The 16,382-nt window shown below is 70.5% G+C and carries 12 protein-coding genes; 6 read left to right on the forward strand and 6 right to left on the reverse strand.

Going from position 1 to position 16,382, the window contains the following annotated elements; genetic code table 11:
* The first annotated feature begins 24 nt into the window (after positions 1-24).
* Positions 25-1,299 (forward strand): MFS transporter, encoded by a 1,275-nt coding sequence (locus OG552_RS00145; RefSeq protein ID WP_329128475.1) that lies wholly within the window; start codon positions 25-27, stop codon positions 1,297-1,299.
* 135 nt (positions 1,300-1,434) lie between these two features.
* On the opposite strand, the gene OG552_RS00150 is transcribed toward OG552_RS00145, so the two are convergent.
* Entirely contained in the window at positions 1,435-2,751 is a 1,317-nt protein-coding gene (locus OG552_RS00150) for an ice-binding family protein (RefSeq protein WP_329128477.1), read from the reverse strand.
* A gap of 245 nt (positions 2,752-2,996) precedes the next feature.
* Here OG552_RS00150 and OG552_RS00155 point away from each other — a divergent pair, with 245 nt between their 5' ends.
* Together OG552_RS00155 and OG552_RS00160 are read left to right on the forward strand one after the other, a co-directional pair.
* The gene (locus OG552_RS00155; protein ID WP_329128479.1) at positions 2,997-3,287 is read left to right on the forward strand and encodes a hypothetical protein; all 291 of its coding nucleotides are present in this window, start codon (positions 2,997-2,999) and stop codon (positions 3,285-3,287) included.
* Entirely contained in the window at positions 3,284-3,571 is a 288-nt protein-coding gene (locus tag OG552_RS00160) for a hypothetical protein (protein ID WP_329128481.1), read from the forward strand. The genes OG552_RS00155 and OG552_RS00160 overlap by 4 nt, the downstream gene beginning before the upstream one ends.
* A 162-nt stretch (positions 3,572-3,733) precedes the next feature.
* Here OG552_RS00160 and OG552_RS00165 read toward each other — a convergent pair whose 3' ends face one another.
* Positions 3,734-6,532, reverse strand: a complete 2,799-nt coding sequence (locus OG552_RS00165) for a discoidin domain-containing protein (RefSeq protein ID WP_329128482.1) — start codon at positions 6,530-6,532, stop codon at positions 3,734-3,736.
* A gap of 294 nt (positions 6,533-6,826) precedes the next feature.
* Complete coding sequence (locus OG552_RS00170; protein WP_329128483.1) at positions 6,827-7,666, reverse strand: FadR/GntR family transcriptional regulator; 840 nt, start codon at positions 7,664-7,666, stop codon at positions 6,827-6,829.
* A gap of 306 nt (positions 7,667-7,972) precedes the next feature.
* On the opposite strand from OG552_RS00170, the gene OG552_RS00175 reads away from it, so the two are divergent.
* Positions 7,973-8,545 (forward strand): DUF4241 domain-containing protein, encoded by a 573-nt coding sequence (locus OG552_RS00175; protein ID WP_329128485.1) that lies wholly within the window; start codon positions 7,973-7,975, stop codon positions 8,543-8,545.
* Between the two features lie 133 nt (positions 8,546-8,678).
* Here OG552_RS00175 and OG552_RS00180 read toward each other — a convergent pair whose 3' ends face one another.
* A complete protein-coding gene (locus OG552_RS00180) occupies positions 8,679-9,431 on the reverse strand; it encodes a phytanoyl-CoA dioxygenase family protein (RefSeq protein WP_329128487.1) in 753 nt (250 codons plus the stop codon).
* A 175-nt stretch (positions 9,432-9,606) separates the two neighbouring features.
* Positions 9,607-10,023 (reverse strand): winged helix-turn-helix transcriptional regulator, encoded by a 417-nt coding sequence (locus OG552_RS00185; protein WP_329128489.1) that lies wholly within the window; start codon positions 10,021-10,023, stop codon positions 9,607-9,609.
* 117 nt (positions 10,024-10,140) lie between these two features.
* On the opposite strand from OG552_RS00185, the gene OG552_RS00190 reads away from it, so the two are divergent.
* Positions 10,141-10,737: an SRPBCC domain-containing protein gene (locus OG552_RS00190; protein WP_329128491.1), complete on the forward strand. Its 597-nt coding sequence runs from the start codon at positions 10,141-10,143 to the stop codon at positions 10,735-10,737.
* Positions 10,738-10,859: 122 nt separating this feature from the next.
* Here the strand turns inward: OG552_RS00190 and OG552_RS00195 are convergent, their stop codons facing one another.
* Positions 10,860-13,220, reverse strand: a complete 2,361-nt coding sequence (locus OG552_RS00195) for a GH92 family glycosyl hydrolase (protein ID WP_329128493.1) — start codon at positions 13,218-13,220, stop codon at positions 10,860-10,862.
* A 780-nt stretch (positions 13,221-14,000) separates the two neighbouring features.
* Here OG552_RS00195 and OG552_RS00200 point away from each other — a divergent pair.
* Positions 14,001-16,262 carry an NEW3 domain-containing protein gene (locus tag OG552_RS00200; protein WP_329128495.1) on the forward strand — a complete coding sequence of 754 codons (2,262 nt, stop codon included), beginning with the start codon at positions 14,001-14,003 and terminating at the stop codon, positions 16,260-16,262.
* Positions 16,263-16,382 lie beyond the last annotated feature (120 nt).

Consider the following 16,382-nt stretch of genomic DNA (forward strand, 5'->3'; position numbering starts at 1 on the left):
TCGAACCCGGGAGACCGACCGACGATGACCACCGCCCAGCCGGAGCCCGCTTACACCCGACGGCACAGCACGTTCTTCGGTGTCACCGCGGCCCTGGTCACGCTCTTCATGGCGACCTCCAGCGCCCCATCGCCGCTCTACGTCGTCTACCAGCGCATGTGGGGCTTCTCGCCCACCGTCCTGACGGTGATCTTCGCGATCTACGTCCTGGGCCTGCTCGCCGCCCTGCTGGTGGTGGGGCGCCTGTCCGACCACGTCGGCCGCCGCCCGGTGCTGACCGGGGCGATCGCCCTGGAGGCCGTGTCGCTGGTGGTGTTCCTGCTCGCCGACAGCACGGCCGTCCTGTGTGCCGCCCGGCTGCTGCAGGGCGTCGCCACCGGAGCGGCGATCTCCGTCCTGGGCGCCGCGCTCGTCGATCTCGCGCACCCGCAGGCGAAGCACCGCGCCGGGGCGGTCAACTCGGTCGCGCCGACCGCCGGCCTCGCCCTGGGAGCGCTGGGCTGCGGCGCCCTCGTGCAGTACGGCCCCGCCCCGACCCACCTCGTCTACGCGGTACTGCTGGCCGGCATGGTCCTCGCCGGAGTGGTGGTCACGGCCATGCCCGAGACCGTCGTCCGCCGCCCCGGAGCCGTCAGGAGCCTGAGGCCCAACGCCGCCATCCCGCGTCATCTGCGCGCCCGTATCGTCCCCGTCATCCCGGTCCTGATCGCCGGATGGGCCCTCGGCGGCCTCTACTTCTCCCTCGGTCCGTCCGTCGCCGTCGGCGTCTTCGGCCTCGGCAGCCACTTGATCGGCGGCATCGTCATCGCACTGCTCTGCGCGGTGGCGGCGCTCTCCTCCTTCCTCGTGCGTCCTGTTCCCGCCGGCCGTCTTCTGCTGCCCGCCGCCGCGGCCCTCGGCCTGGGTACGGTCCTGCTGCTCATCGGCCTTCACGGTGGCCACGTCTCCTTCGCCGTCGCCGGTACGGTCGTCGCCGGCGCGGGCTTCGGCGCGGTCGCCATGGCTGCGTTCGGCACGGTCGCGGGCAATGCCAGGTCCCACGAGCGCGGCGCCCTCATCGCCGCGGTGTACGTCATCTCCTACCTGGCCTTCAGCGTCCCCGCCGTCGCGGCCGGCCTCGCCGACACCCACATCGGTCTCCGCCCCACTGCCGAGACCTACACCCTCGTCGTCCTCGGCCTCATCGTCCTCGCCCTCGTCCTGCACCTCCTCCTCGACCACTCGGAACCCGCCGCCGAGCACGTACGGCAGGCGCCGCAGGCGCAGCGGGACGCGACGACGACCACGACGACCCGCTGAGGCTGCGGGGTTCACGCCGCGAGGGGTCGCACGCCGTGCCGACGGAGCCGGCCGAGCGCCCGCCCGGGGATCACCGGGGCACGCGGACCGATGGTTGACGGCGCGTGCGGTCCGTTCGTGTGGTGGGTGGCTCCTTCACCACGGGCGAGTGATGGTGTCGGTGTCCAGGATGACGGAGCCGTCGATGGCCAGGACCTGGCCGTCGACCGTCGCGCCGGTGGTCACGGTGATCGTGGTCTGGGCCAGCACCCTTCCCGCGAAGTCGCTGTCCGTGCCCAGGGTGGCCGACGTCGCGATCGCCCAGATGACGTTCCTGGCGGTCGCGCCGTTGATGAGGAGCACGTTGCTCGCGGTTGCCGTCGTCAGGGCCGATCCGATCTGGAAGACCCATTCGGCGTTGCGGTCGCCCTGGGCGTCCAGCGTGAGGGTGCCGGTGATCCCGATGGCAGCGGCAGAGTTGTAGACGCCAGGGAGCAGCGTGAGGCCGCCGAGGTCTCCGGCGATGCCGGTGTCCGGGGTCTGGGCGACCGCGGCGTTGTACGTCGCGACCAGGTCCGCCTGCCCGTCGGCGGCGGCAGCATCCGCGATGTGGACGGTTCCGTTGACCGTGCCGGGCGGGAATCCGTCGATGGACGCTCCCGGGCTGATTCCGAGATCCCCGGTGACGATCGACGGACCGGTGTTGGTGACCGACGCCCCGCCCAGGACCGCGAAGAGTCCCAGATAGGTGTAGGCGTCCGTGGCGGTGGTGGTGCCGCCGAGGGTGGTGACGGAGACATCGGCCGGCCCGAGCGCGCCGGCCGGCACCACGGCGTCGATCTCGGTGTCGGAGGCGACCCGGAAGGAGATGGCGGGTGCGCCGTCGAAGGTGACGGCGGTGGCGTAGGAGAGCGCGGTCCCGGTGATGACGACGAGATTGCCGCCGTCCACCGGCCCCGAGTCGAGGGTGACGACCGTGACGGCGGGCGGGTCGAGATACGTGTAGGTGACCCCGCTGGCGACACCGCCCCGGGTGGTCACGGTGACCGCGACCGGGCCCGCGGAGGCCGCGGCCGGGACGGTCACGGTGAGTTGGCCGTCCGAGTCGACGGTGAACGCGGCGGTCTCCGTGCCGAAACTGACCTCGCTCGTGGTGAAGAGGCCGAGACCGGTGAAGATCAGCGTGTTGCCGCCTCCCAGGGGGCCGGCGGGCGGCGGTTCGATGCGGAAGGACGGCGGCGGCAGATAGAAGAACGTGCCGATGATCCCCGTGCCGCCGGCGGTTGTCACGGAGACCGGGACGGCGCCGTGCCCTGAAGGGGTGATGGAGTTGCTCGTGGTGTCGCTGACGACCACGAAGCTCGTCGCCGGGCGGGAGCCGTAGCGCACGGCGGTGGTGCCGGTGAAGTGGCTCCCGGTGAGGGTCACCGCGTCGCCTCCGCCGGTGGATCCCTGATTCGGTGCGACCGGCATAAGGCCCTCCCTTGGACGATCGCCGACGGAGGGGGCGCCCCTCGAAGCAGCCTCTCCTCCACGGCCGTGACAGTTCAACTACCCTAAGTAGCCCACTCGTCGCATTCGGTGTCAATAGCCAGGGGCCTCATGCCCGCCGCTTCGGGGATCGTCTCCCCACCGGGTGGCTGATAGTGCCACCATGAGGGCGAGGCACCGCACAGCAGCCGGGCCCGGATCTCGCACCGCGGGAGAGGAAGGACGCGATGAGCGCACAGCCCGTCCACCAAGCTGCCGGCTCGGTGGCCGCTATTCCCAAGACCATCGACGCCATCGCGGTGGCCCTCAGCGGCGCCAAGCGGATGGCGTTCTACGCCCAGGTCGGCCAGACCGACGCGGCCGACCTGGAGGGCGTGATCGAGCGGTGGTGGACCGATGCCCTGCTGGACCAGGTCCCCGGCCGTGAGGACCAGGTGTCAGCCGCGCTGGACGGCCGGGGCCTGGTAGGACTGGGCGACCTGGCAGGCCGGCTGGGTGTTCCCCTGGCTGCCGAGTGACTCAGCCCCGCCGCGGCTGGACACTGGCCGTCGGAGCGCATCCGGCCGCCGCCGTCGAGGCGATGCCGAAGGAACTGCAGAGGGCGGTGCTGAATTTCCTGTCGGCGCTGGCCCTTGAGGCCGGGAGCGCGATCGACGCGGGCAAGCCCCCGCCCGGTCAGCGCCTCGACGAGGTCGGGCTGCGGTACAGCATCGTGGTCCAGGGCGAGCCGGTCATCGTGGAGTACCTGGCGCTCCGTGCGGCGCGCGAACTGCGGGCGGCAGCCTTGGTGTGGCTGCACTGACCCGGGACGCGAACCGGGCTCCGGCCCTCACCGGGACTTCCTCCTGGCGGACCGCGTGTTCCTGCCGGGGTGACGGCGCGCCGGCTCCTGCGTTGGCAACGGCCGCGTGAGACGGGGCGGGGCGGGGGTCCGGTGTCCGTTCCCGCCCCGTCCGTCCTGCTGCTACTTGCCGTCGAGCCCGTAGACGCCCAGCTCACTGACCGCCATCTGGCCACCGGTCTGACCGCCCTGGTCGGGCCGGTCGACGATCAGACGGAGGTAGCGCGCCGTCACCGGCCTGTCGAGCTGTACGCCGGTGAGGCCCCCGGCGCTGCCGGTGTGCCGCGCCACCGTGTACCAGGTCGAGTCGTCGCCGGAGACGTCGATGTGGAAGTCGGTGGCGAACTTGTCGTCCGGCTGAAGGAGCGTGACCAAGGCGATCGACCGCGGCTTGCCCAGGTCGATCTGCTGTATCCAGCGGTACTGCCCGGTGGCCTGCGACCAGGTGGCGGGGTCGCCGTCGGTGGCGTAGGACGGCAGGGAGTCCGGCTGCATATCCGCCTGGGTGCGGTCGGTGAACAGCGCCTGGGCGGGCGCCTGGAGCGCCAGGTTGGTCCTGCCCTTCGTGGGAGCGTAGGCGCCGACCTCGCTGATGGCCATCTGGTCACCGCGCTGTCCCCAGTCGTCAGGTTTGTCGGCGACGACGCGCAGGTACCGTGCCGCGGCCGGCGAGGCGAACACGACCGGCACGGTTCCCGCGTTGGCGTCGTGGACGGCGCCGGCCGTCGTCCACGCGACGCCGTCCGTGGAGATGTCCACATGGAAGTCCGTGGCGAAGTGCGGCCCGGGCATCCCGACGGTCACGGAGCCGAGGATGTCCGTCTTCTTCAGGTCGACCACCAGTTGCCACCGGAACTGGCCGCTCGCCTGCACCCAGGTGTTCGGGTCGCCGTCGGTGGCGCTGGACAGCCGCGTGCCCGGCTGGAGGGAGGCGGTGCTGCCGTCGATGAACTGCGCCTGCGCGGGCTTGCCCAGGGCGAGGTTCTTCGGGGTGGTGCCCGCGGGCGCCGACGCGAGGTGTGCGTACCGCGGTTCGAGCCCGGCGGCGGCGATGAGGGACGCCGGCACACCGGTGCCGTCGGAGGCGACCTGGGTGTTGTCCAGCGTGAGGTTGTCCGGATCGCCGCAGCCCCAGTCGGGTGCGGTGTCCTCGACGTAGTTGCCGGTGAAGGAGAAGTTCCCGTACGGCAGGTCGCCTTCCTTGCAGCCGCCCATCGAGAACGTCCCGTTGCCGAACACCGCGTTGCCGGTGAGGGTGACGTACTCGCTGCCGCCGTCGGTGTAGATGCCGTGGCCGCCCTGGACGCCGTTGCGTACGACATTCCCGCTGACCAGCAGGCCGTCGGCGAGCGAGTCGCCTTCCGGACCGAGGACGTAGATGCCTCCTCCGTCGAACCGCAGTTGCATGGCGTCGAAGACCAGGTTGTCGAGGATCTTGTTCCCCCTGGTCTTGGTGGGGGTGCGGCCCCAGCCCCAGTTGGAGCTGATACCGCTGTACGGGACGTCGTTGACCTGGTTGTGCTCGATCACGTCGTCGCGCGTGTAGCTCTGGAAGATGCCGACACCGCCGGTGTACTCCACCGCGACGTTGTGCACCCAGTTGTCCGCGACGGTGTTACGGGCCGGCAGGAGCGTGACGTCCGCCGGATCGGCGTCGGCGCCGTTGCCGATCTCGACGCCGTTCCCGGAGATGTCGGTGAACTCGTTGCCCTGGAGCGTGGAGTCGTCGACGCTGCGGCCGAGTTGCAGACCGACCGCGCCCAGGTGCTCGAACGTGCTGCCCGTGATGGCCAGTCCCCGGGTGTGGTCGAAGACGACGTTGCCGGGCGTCATCGTCCAGTTCCCGTAGGGGCAGGTGCCGGGGTCGGTCGAGGAGTACCGGTCGCAGGAGCCCTGCTTCTCCCAGGCACCGTTGCCCGTCAGCCGCATGTTGGCCTGCACCTCGGAGAAGCCGTCGGGGCCGTTGGGCTCCGTCCAGCCGCCGTACGCAAAGGAGATGCCGTTGAACGACAGGCCGGTCAGAGGACGGGACTTGGTGCCGGTTCCGGACACCAGGGTCTGCAGCCGCGGTATCTCGACGTCCGCGGCCCTGAGGTTCTGTCCCGCACGGGGCTTGTAGTAGAGGGTGTGCGCCGGCTTGTCGAGATACCACTCCCCCGGGTCGTCGAGCAGCTCCCTGGCGTTCTCGACGTAGTCGGGAAGGTTGGCGTTGACGCCGTAGGGCTTCTTGGTCGAGTTGTCGAAGCAGGGCTGGTCCATGGTGACCGTGGTTCCGGAGACGGCGGCCACACCGCAGGACATCTCGGTCCAGCCGACGGTGTAGCCGAACTGGACGTCGGAGATATTCTGCCAGCTGTCCAGGGTGGTGTCGGAGGTGGTGTAGCCGGTGGCGGTCCGGGTGAATCCGGTCGGGTCGGCGCCCCGGGCGCGTATCGCGCGTACGCCGTCGACGTACAGCTGGCGCGTGTCCGTGCCGGGCGGCACCGTGGCCTGCCAGACGCCGTCGGCGCCCTGCTTCCAGCCCTGGACCTGCTCGCCGCCGCTGAGGACGGGGTGCGCGCCGGGTGCGGCCTCGTAGGTGACGCCGTGTCCTGACTGCCCGCCGTCGCCCTTCGCGGCGTCGAGGGCGAAGGTCCGGTCGAGGCGGTAGGTGCCGCCGGCCAGGACGACATCGATGTCGGCGTGTGCGCTGCGGCTCGCGGCGCGCACCCTGGCCTGGGCGGTGGTCAGCGAACAGGGGTCGTGCGGCGAGCAGGCCGAGCCGTGCCCGTCGGGGGCGACGGAGAAGGTGACGGCCGGCGGTGCCGAGCGTGCCGGGGCGGACGCGGAGGCCCAGCCGCTGGACAGGAAACCGGCGAGCAGGGCGACGGCGGCGCCCGCGCTCACGGTGAGACTGCGGCGGCGCAGTCCGGGTTTCTTCATGCGTGTCACTCCCGAGGCTTCGTTGATTCGAGGGGTGTGGAGGTGGGGGGCGGGATGTGGAGGTGTGCGGTGGCGTGGGGCGGGGGTGGCACGGCGCGGCCCCGGGCGGCGCCGGCCGGGGTGGCGGCGGCCGTTCGAATGCGTCGGCGGCCGGGGTGCCGCGGCGCCCGCGGCTCGCTCCGGCGCGGGGCTCTTCTGTCACGACGGGTGGCGGCGGCCGTTGGAGTGCGTCGGCGGCCGGCGTGCCTGCGGCCGGTCGTGCCGGTGGACCGCGGCGGGCGGGGCGAGGCAGGCTTACGGGGCTGAGGTCTGCGGGGAGCCGCCGTGCCCTTTCTGCGGTGGCCTGCGTAGTCCGCGGGCCGCACCGACCGGCGCGGTGAGGTTGAAGAGCCGGTCGCGGATCTTGCGTTCGACCTGGTGACGAGTCGTGTCGATGTGTTCCCGCATCAGCTCGGCGGCCTTCTCCGCGCTGCCCGACGCGATGGCCTCCGCGATGGCGAGGTGCTGCCTGGCCGCCACGTCCAGGGACCCCGGTATGTCGCCGTGGAAGAGGAGGATGTCGGTCTGGGACATCAGCCGGCGGATGGTGGTGACACTCGACCGGAGGAACACGTTGTGCGCGGCCGCTCCTACCGAGTCGTGGAACCGCTCGTCCGCGTCGGCGAACGCCGGGATGTCGTCGGCGAGGGCTGCGACGAGGGAGACTTCGGCACTCTTGCCGATGGCCCGCACCTCAAGGGGCGTGGCGAGTGCGGCGGCCTTGTGCGCGGTGTCGGACTCGATGAGCTGCCGGTAGTCGATCAGCATCATCACGTGTTCTTTGCGCGTCGGCTGGAAGTGCGCGAGACGGTCGTCGTTCAGCGCCCCGGGTGAGGCCGCCACGAAGATGCCCGCTCCCTTGCGCACGGTGAGCCGGCCGATCCCGGCCAGTACCTTGATCGCCTCCCGCGTGACGTTGCGGGTGGTTCCCAGCAACTGCGCGAGTCCCTGCTCGGTGGGCAGGCGGTCCCCGGGCATCAGGTTCTGCTCGGCGACGTAGGTGAGCAGTTGCTCTGCGACGACCTCGTAGCCCGGGCGGTACGGGACGGCTGCCGTCTCGGCTCCCCCGGGCGGGACGTCACGTTCGCCGGACACAGGGCAACTCCCTCGCAGCGCAATGAGTTTGATTCATTTGCGCCGTCACTATGGCATCCGCACTCCGGGGAAGGAAGAGTCTGGTCAATTTTCGTTCGAGCCGCTTCGGGGGTGTTGGAGAGTGCCTGGTCGTAGCGGATGGGAGCTGCCCGGGGCGCGGGTCTACCGCTACGCTCGGCGCGCTTGCAGCCCAATGAAGCAGATTCATTGACCAGGGCGAGGGATCAGGGTGTGAGCCGTGGTTGGGGACGGGTGCAGGTCTGGTGCACGCCGGCGGCTGTCGGCGGGTGATGGTTGGCTTGCCCCATGCCGTTGCCACCGCCGGACCTCAACCGGCTTCTCGTCCGCGGCGCCCGGGTCACCACCGGGTGCGGGCCCGGCACGGGCGTCGAGCCGCTGGGTGCCGAACTGTCCCTGCCCTCAGGCGAGGTGGTCGCCTCGGGCCGACGCTGGGAGCCGGTCGGGTTCACCGAAACCGCGCCGCCAGGTCGCTATCCGGTGCCGCGGGCGGTGAAACTGGTCATCCGCGATGCCCCGGTCGCGTCCTGGACCATGTCGCTGCTGCCCGGCCAGGACCCCTCCGGGCTGGACGAACGGAACTTCTGCGGCTTTCCGGTGGACGGCGGCGAGGCGAGCCTGATCGACGCGCGGTATCTTCGCGAGCTCAACGAGGCCGGCACGTTCCTTGATTTCCGCGAGGACGCCAACGCCGATCTGGACTTCGGCGGTCCGCTGGAGCCGTTCGAAGACGAGGACGGCCGGGATGCGGTGGTGTTCAGGACCGGCGACGGCACCTACCCGACCAGGATCGGCCACACCGCCGACGGCGAACTCGCCTGCTACGTAATCACTTTCGGGATCTCCGACGAGCGGGATTAGCTGCCTGGTCTGTGCGGGTGGGCCGTCGGAGCCCCTCGCCCGTGGGTCTCGCGGTGCCGCGGGATCCGCGGGTCGTCCGCGTTACCGAAGACGGTCGTGCGGGTCCCGTGCGCGCACGCGGTTGCCCGTTGGGTCAGGCGAATTCGGTCAACGGTGTGGTGACCGCCTCTTGCCATCGGGCTCGGTGGCCGTCAGCTTGCAGGCGGTAGTAAAGGGTCTCCCGACGCTCGTCACCGGCGGAGCCGGTGTGGTCGCCGATGTTGTGCGCGAGCAGGTAGTGAGCGAAGAGCACGCTCCCGGCCGGGCCGACCGCCTGCACCGGATCGCCGAGTTCGATCTTCGGATACGGTCCGGGCGCCATGTCCGCGACGCGCGTGAGCGCATCGGCTCCACGCTCGGCGAGGTACTGACCGAACTTGAGATGAGTACCGGGCCACAGCCACAGGTTGCCCCGCCCCGGTGTTGTGTGATCGGTGAGCCACGTACCTGCGAGCAGGGTGAACGTGCCCGGGCGGCCGTCGGGTTCCGTCGGAGTCAGGCCATCGACGTGCGGCCCCCCTGGCGGGTACGGCCAGGGAGGGATCGTGGTGGCCAGCTGTACGCCTTCCGGCCGCTGGATTCCGAGCCCGTCGCGGAGCAACTGCCCAGCCAACTCCCCGATCCTTGTGCGGAAGAAGAAGTCGAGCAGGGGGTGCCCCTGGTCGCCGAAGTGCCGGAAGACGAAGTGCGGACCCACATGTCCCTCGGCCGGCGGCTGCTTCGCCAGCATCGCTGCGACCACCTGGCGTCCGGCGTCGATCTGCGAAGGAGTCAGCACGTCCGGAACGATGAGATATCCCTCGCGGCGGAACGTCGTCCTCATGTCGTCAGTGATCTCAGCGGCCACCGCACCAGTCCATCAACCGCCGCTCCTGGTCGGCAAGCGAATTACGTGTGGTCACGACGGAGTTGTAGCAGCCGGCGGCCGAACCTGGGCCAGCAAGCTGACCGACCGGATAGGCGCCGCCACCGCTGTTCTGGATCCGTACGGCGAGCTGGACACGCACGAGTGCCGGCTCGGGTCAGCGCAGGCGCCCGCCGCGTCGGCGTTCCGCTTCGGACTCGGTCCGGTTCTGCATGACCTCGGCCTGGTGCTCCCGGACCCAGTGGACGACGCCGTCCACGGCGTCGCTGAGCGACCGGCCCAGCGGGGTCAGGGCGTACTCGACGCGGGGTGGGACTTCCGCGTACGCCGTCCTCGTCACCAGACCGTCCCTGGTCAGGAGCCGCAAGGTCTGGCTGAGCATCCTCTGGGAGACGCCTGCCACTTGGTCGTGCAGGGCGGTGAAGCGCAGCGGCCCCGGGGCGAGCGCGGTGGTCACCAGGACGGTCCGTTTGTCTCCCACGCGGGCGAGCACGTCCCGCACGAGGTCGATGGTCTCGATGCATTCCGGGGCGACTCCCCTGGCCGCGAGATCGGAACGGAGCGCGGCGTCCATACGATTGTTCCTCCCGCGTGAGCAAGTGACGTCAAAGTGGGTGATCCCGCGCCGGACTAATCCACCAGGTCGTGCCGTTTCTTACTGATCGTAACTTGCCTACAGGAGGACACCGTCATGACCGAGGACCGGGACCGCGCACCGCAGCAGGCCCACGGCACGCCACCCGAGCTGCCACCCGAGCAGGCTCACGATGGTGTCCGGCACGATACGTTCACGGTGACGCTGCGCCTCTCCGTGCCCCCCGCCGAGGTGTTCCGCGCGTTCGCGGACCCCGGGCTCCGGCGGCGGTGGTTCAAGCTCCCCGGCACCGGAGCGACGTACGAGCACGACTTCCGCGTCGGCGGTGGTGAGACCGCGTTCAGCACCTTCGCGACTCCCGATGCGCCCCCTCAGCGGCTCGCGTACTGGTCGCGGTACATCGACATCACCCCGGACGTCCGGATCGTGTACGTCTACGCGTCACAGGTGGACGGGGTGGTGCGGTGGGCGTCCCTCGCCACCGTCGAGCTGCACGCCGGGTCGGCGGGGACCGAACTCTCCTGGACGGAGCAGGTCACCTTCGTCACCCCGACCGGCGACGGACGCGACGACCTGCCGCACGTCCGCGGCGGAACGCGCCTGCGGCTGAACGGCCTCGCAGCGGCTCTCGCGTCACCCGAGACACCGAGGACGACAACCCCGCACCCGGGCGGACGCAACCAGCTCCCGTGAGCACCGGGACCGTCTCGGCGACGGTTTGACTCCGCTGAGCGCCCGTCACCTCCGGGCCGGTCACGGAACGCATCACCTGTGCCCCCGTGGAGCGGGGCACAGGTCGCGCCGCGTGCTGCGGGTCAGGGCCGGCGGGGAGCCGGCGGGACCGGGTGGGTGCTCGACGGGGGTGCCTGGCGCGAATCGCTGGCCCACTTCTTGTCGGGCTCGGGGCCCATCACCAGGCTCAGCCGGCCGCCTTCCACGATCTCCTGGTGAGTGAGCCACGCCCGTTCCAGCGGGCGGCCGTTGAGGCGGGCGGACCTGATGTACGGGTTGGCCGCGGAGTTGTTCCGCGCCTGCACGGTGAACCGCGTGCCGCGGCTTGTGGTGATCACGGCCTCGTCGAACAGCGGGCTGCCCAGCGCGTAGATCCCGCTCGCCGGGGCCACGGGGTAGAAGCCGGTCGCGGCCAGCACGTACCAGGCGGACATCTGGCCGCAGTCGTCGTTGCCCGCGAGGCCGGCCGGGCCCGTTGCGTAGGCGTATTCGCACACGTACCGCGACCACTTCTGGGTCAGCCACGGCGCACCCGCGTAGACGAACATGAACGCCATCTGGTGGACGGGCTCGTTGGAGTGGTTGTACGCGTCGTTCCACTTCATCATCAGCTCGGGCGGCGTCCGCTCGAACATGCCGTTGAGGCGCTCGGTGAAGGCTTCCCTGCCGCCCAGCAGGCTGATCAGCCCCGGCACGTCGTGCGGCACGAACCAGCCCTGCTGGTCCGGGTTCGACTCGATGCAGCCGTCCTGGTCGCCCATCCAGGAGCCGTCGGCGTTCCGGCCGCGGAACCAGCCGGCCTCCTGGCTGAAGACGTTGCGGTAGTTGCGCGCGGTGCCGTCGAGCCGCCGGGCGTCGGCGTGCCGGCCCAGTGCGTCGGCGAACCGGGCGAGCGCGTAGTCGGAGTAGCTGTTCTCCAGCGTCTTGGACAAGCTGGTGTCCACACACCAGCCCAGGGTGGTCCAGTTCTGGAAGTCGTTGCGGTTGGACTTCTCGGCCGGCCCCAGTGCCACGTCGCGGCAGTAGGCGTAGGCCTTGTCCACGTCGAAACCGCGCACGCCTTTGACATACGCCTCGGAGATGATGTTCACCGCCGGGTCGCCGACCATCGTGTCGGTGTCCGTGCCCAGCAGTTCCCAGCGGGCCAGACCCTTCACCGCACCGGAGTCCGTCAGGGCCAGCAGCGTGTTGATCTGGTCGGCGACCGTCTGTTCGTCGATGAGCGTCAGCAGTGGGAACTCGCCGCGGAAGACGTCCCAGCCGCTGAAGACGGTCCGCTGGGTGAACGGGTCGTGCCGGACCGGCCCTTCGCCGAAGCGGGAGGCGCCGTCGGCGTCGCTGGAGATCCGCGGGTCGATCATGGTGTGGTAGAGCGACGAGTAGAAGATCTCCCGCTGGGTGTCGGTGCCTCCCTTGACCGAGATCCGGCCGAGCGCCTCGGACCAGGCGTCGCGGGCCCGGCGCTCGGTACGGTCGAAGTCCCAGCCAGGCAGGGAGGAGTCGAGGTTCCCGCGGGCTCCGGCGACGCTCACGAACGACACCCCGGCCTTGAGCCGCACCCGCTGCCCGGCCCGCACCGGGAACTCCACGAAGAACCCGGCGCTGTCGCTCGCGCTGGACTGCTCGGTGGCGGAACGGGAGACGGTCTCCCCGTCCCAGGTGCCGAAGGCGGTCACCGGGTCCTGGAACCTGAGGCAGAAGTACACGGTGTACGCAGGCCCGTTGCCGCAGATCCAGCCGCCGCCCGAGCGGTCGGCCCGCATCGAGCCCTCGACGGTGTGCGCGTCCACCAGCCGCAGTTCCTGTGCGACGGTGTGGGAGCCGTCGAATCCGATCCGCCGGGCGAGGTCGACCTTGATCCGTCCGCTGCCCGCCTCGGCGAAGGTGAAACGGATCATGCCCGCCCGCCGGGCCGCGGTGAGTTCGGCGCGCACCGCGTACCGGTCGAGGTCCACCGCGTAGTAGCCGGCCCGCGCGATCTCGGTCTCCTTGCGGTACGGGCTCTTCGCCGCGTCGCGGCCGGTGACCAGTTCCCCGGTCTGCGGCATCACCTGGAGGTTGCCCAGGTCGCCGTAGCAGCCGACGCCGCCGAGGTGGAGGAAGCTGAAGCCCTCGATGGTCGTCATGTCGGCCGAGTAGCCGCTGCCGTTGTCGCCGCCGCTGATCGTGTCCGGGCTCAACTGCACCATGCCGAACGGGGTGTCGGCGCCGGGGAAGGTCTTGCCGCAGGCGGTGTCGGGCGAGGTGGTGAGCGCCCCCAGCAGCGGGTCGACCAGGTCCACGGGGGTGACGGCCCGCCGGACGGTGTCGGCGGCCTGGACCGCTGTGTGGGCAGCCGCCGGGGCCGCAGCCGCGGCCGGCACCGCGCCGGCGGCGCCGAGGGCGGCGATGCCGGTACCGGCCAGAAATGTGCGCCTGGTGAGCGGATGGCGGGACTCACTCATGGATGTCTCCCGAGGCAGGGGTGGAGCGGGCGAAGAAATGGGGAGCTGGTCTGCGGGGTGGGGCGGACGGTGGCCGCCCCCGCACGGTGCGGCGCGTGGTCGATGCCGGCGACGGACGGTGCCGGAAAGGTCCGATGCCTGTACGGGAGGAGCCCGGATCGGCGACCGATCACCTTGGCGCCCTCCTGAGGATCGACGAGGTGCGCCCGTCCGGTGGAGACCGAACCAGCGCAGAACCAGCGGGAAGCGGCCAGGCAGGAGCCGCGTCCGAGGAACGGCAGTAACGTAAAACTCGTAAATAACGAAATACAAGAGGCGCGCACTCATCTTGTGCGCGCGACGATAGATCCGATGTCCGGCCCGTCCGGGTCGGTCACCCCCCGGGCACGGCGGCCGGCCCCCCGCACCGACAGCCGTGGACCCGCACGTCCGGGCCGGTCCGACCCGCCGGGACCCATGAGTCCGGCCGTTTCCCCGGCGGCGTGACGGGCGCGTGGGGTCGGAGGTGTGGTCCGGGCGAGTGGGAACCGAGTTGGGCATGAGGCTTGACATGAGCTGGTGGCGTGGGGCTATCTGATGGAAGACGTTTGATTGTGTTCGCTCGACGCCCCGGCCCGCTGGGGTGTTGAGCGCTTTCTGTTGCATCAGGTGCATCAGGTGGTGTTCCGCGCGGCGGACCGTTCCCTGCCGGCGCAGGACGTCCGCCGGCGGTGGCCGTCGCGCGAGCCGTCCACCACCGGCTGTCGCGCTGTCAGGGCGCTGCGATGGAGGAAGAAACTCATGAGGAGACCGATCCGCGGGTGGCTGGCCGCGTTCACCGGAGCGCTGCTGCTCTCCACGGGCATCACCGTGGCGAGCGGACCGGCCGCGCACGCCGAGGGCGACGGCGCCGCGGCCAAACCGGCGCTGGGATGGAGCAGTTGGAGCTTCATCCGTCGCAACCCGACCGCGCAGAACATCGAGGCGCAGGCCAAGGCGCTCAAGGACAGCGGGCTGGCGAAGAACGGGTTCGTCTACGCCAACGTCGACGACTTCTGGTACGAGTGCCCGGGAAGTCAGGGGCCGAACGTCGACGAGTACGGCCGCTGGGTCACCGACCCGGCGAAGTTCCCGCCCAAGGGCGGGAAGAACGGTGTTCAGGTCGTGGCGGACTATGTGCACTCGCTCGGGCTGAAGTTCGGCCTGTACGTCACGCCCGGCATCTCCCAGCAGGCCGTGGCGCAGAACACCGCCATCAAGGGCACTGCCTACCACGCAGCCGACATCGCCACTACGGCCACCGAGGCGAACTACAACTGCGGCGGCATGGTGGGGATCGACTACGCCAAGCCCGGCGCCCAGCAGTTCGTGAACTCCTGGGCCGACCAGTTCGCGGGCTGGGGCATCGACTACCTGAAGATCGACGGCGTCGGCACGCCCGACATCGCCGACGTCCAGGCGTGGTCGAAGGCGCTGCGGCAGACCGGTCGCCACGTCCACCTGGAGCTCTCCAACAGCCTGGACATCAACAACGCCGCCGCCTGGAAGCAGTTGTCCGACGGCTGGCGCACCGGCGGTGACATCGAGTGCTACTGCGGGCCGGACGGCAGCAGTTACCCGCTGACCACCTGGTCGTCGCTCACCTCGCGCTTCGACCAGGTCGCGGCCTGGGCACCGTACGGGGGTCCCGGCGGCTACAACGACTACGACTCCCTGGAGATCGGGAACGGCGCGGACGACGGCCTCACCCCCGACGAGCGCAGGACGCAGATGAGCCTGTGGTCGCTGGCCGCGTCGCCGCTCTTCCTCGGCACCGACCTGACCCACCTGGATCCGGCCGACCTCGGCATGCTCAAGAACACCGACGTCCTCGCGGTCGACCAGGACGGCATCGACGCCACGCGGATCTCCTCGGACGCCGACTCCCAGGTGTTCGCCAAGACCGAGCCGAACGGCGACGCGATCGTCGGCCTGTTCAACACCGGCTCCGCGCCCCGGGAGGTCGCCACCACCGCGACGGCGCTGGGCCTGCCCGCGGCTCGCGACTACGCGCTGCAGGACCTGTGGACCCACCGGCGAACCGAGTCGGCGGGCCGGATCGCCGCAGACGTCCCGCCGCACGGTGTGGCCCTGTACCGCGTCCACGCCGCCCGCCACGTGGTGAACGCGGCGCCCGACGTCTCGTTCGCGCTCAACTGGGCCCCGGCGGCGAGCGACAGCACGACGCGTACCGTCACCGCGGTCCTGTCGGACAACGGGTCCCGGCCGGTCACCGACGCCGGCCTCACGCTCACCGGGCCGGCCGGTACGAAGATCACCACCGGTTCCACCACGCGGGCGAGGACGATCAAGGGCGGCAGCGCCCTGCGGGCCACCTTCACCGTCACCCTGGAGCCGTCGGCCGAACTCTTCGCCTCCAGCGCGTTCCAGGGCACGGCGGACTACCGCTACCGCTCCGGGACCAACCGGCTGACGGCGGGTGACACCCTCACCGTCAACCACCCGGTGACCGCCCCTTACCGGACCTACTCCTCCACCACGGCGGTCTTCAGCCAGTCCGGCACCCAGCTCGGCATCCGCGCCCAGGGCGCCGACCTGTACAACGCCATCAACGAGTACGGCGCGATCTACCTCCCCGGCGCCGAGCACGACGGCTCCACGACCACGGTGAAGATCAACTCCCAGGCGGACACGGACGTCTGGGCCAAGGCCGGGATCATGGTCCGCAACGACATCACCGAGTCCGACACCTCACCCGGCTATCTCGCCCTTGTCGCGACCCCCGGCAACGGCTATCTCCTGGACTGGGACAGCGACGGCGACGGACACCTCGACTCCCAGGACTCCGCCGGCACCGCGGCCTACCCCTCCTGGCTGAAGCTCGTCCGCACCGGCACCACGTACAGCGGCTACTACTCGAAGGACAACTCCACCTGGAAGCTGGTCGGCACGATCGACCTCCCCACGGCCGCGCCCACCCAGGACGTCGGCCTCACCAACACCTCCCACGCGTCGGGCACCACCAACGAGACCGACTTCGACGCCTTCAGCACCACCCCCTGACTCCACCCCATGGCCAACCCCGGGCGTCCGGTGCGCAGTTCACAGACCTGCGTGCCGGACGCCCGTGCCGTCACCCGCTGCTCCACCCCGGGAGAAAGCGGGGGCGAGAGAGGCGATCCG

It is taken from the genome of Streptomyces sp. NBC_01476 (assembly GCF_036227265.1).
Classification (GTDB): Bacteria; Actinomycetota; Actinomycetes; order Streptomycetales; family Streptomycetaceae; genus Actinacidiphila.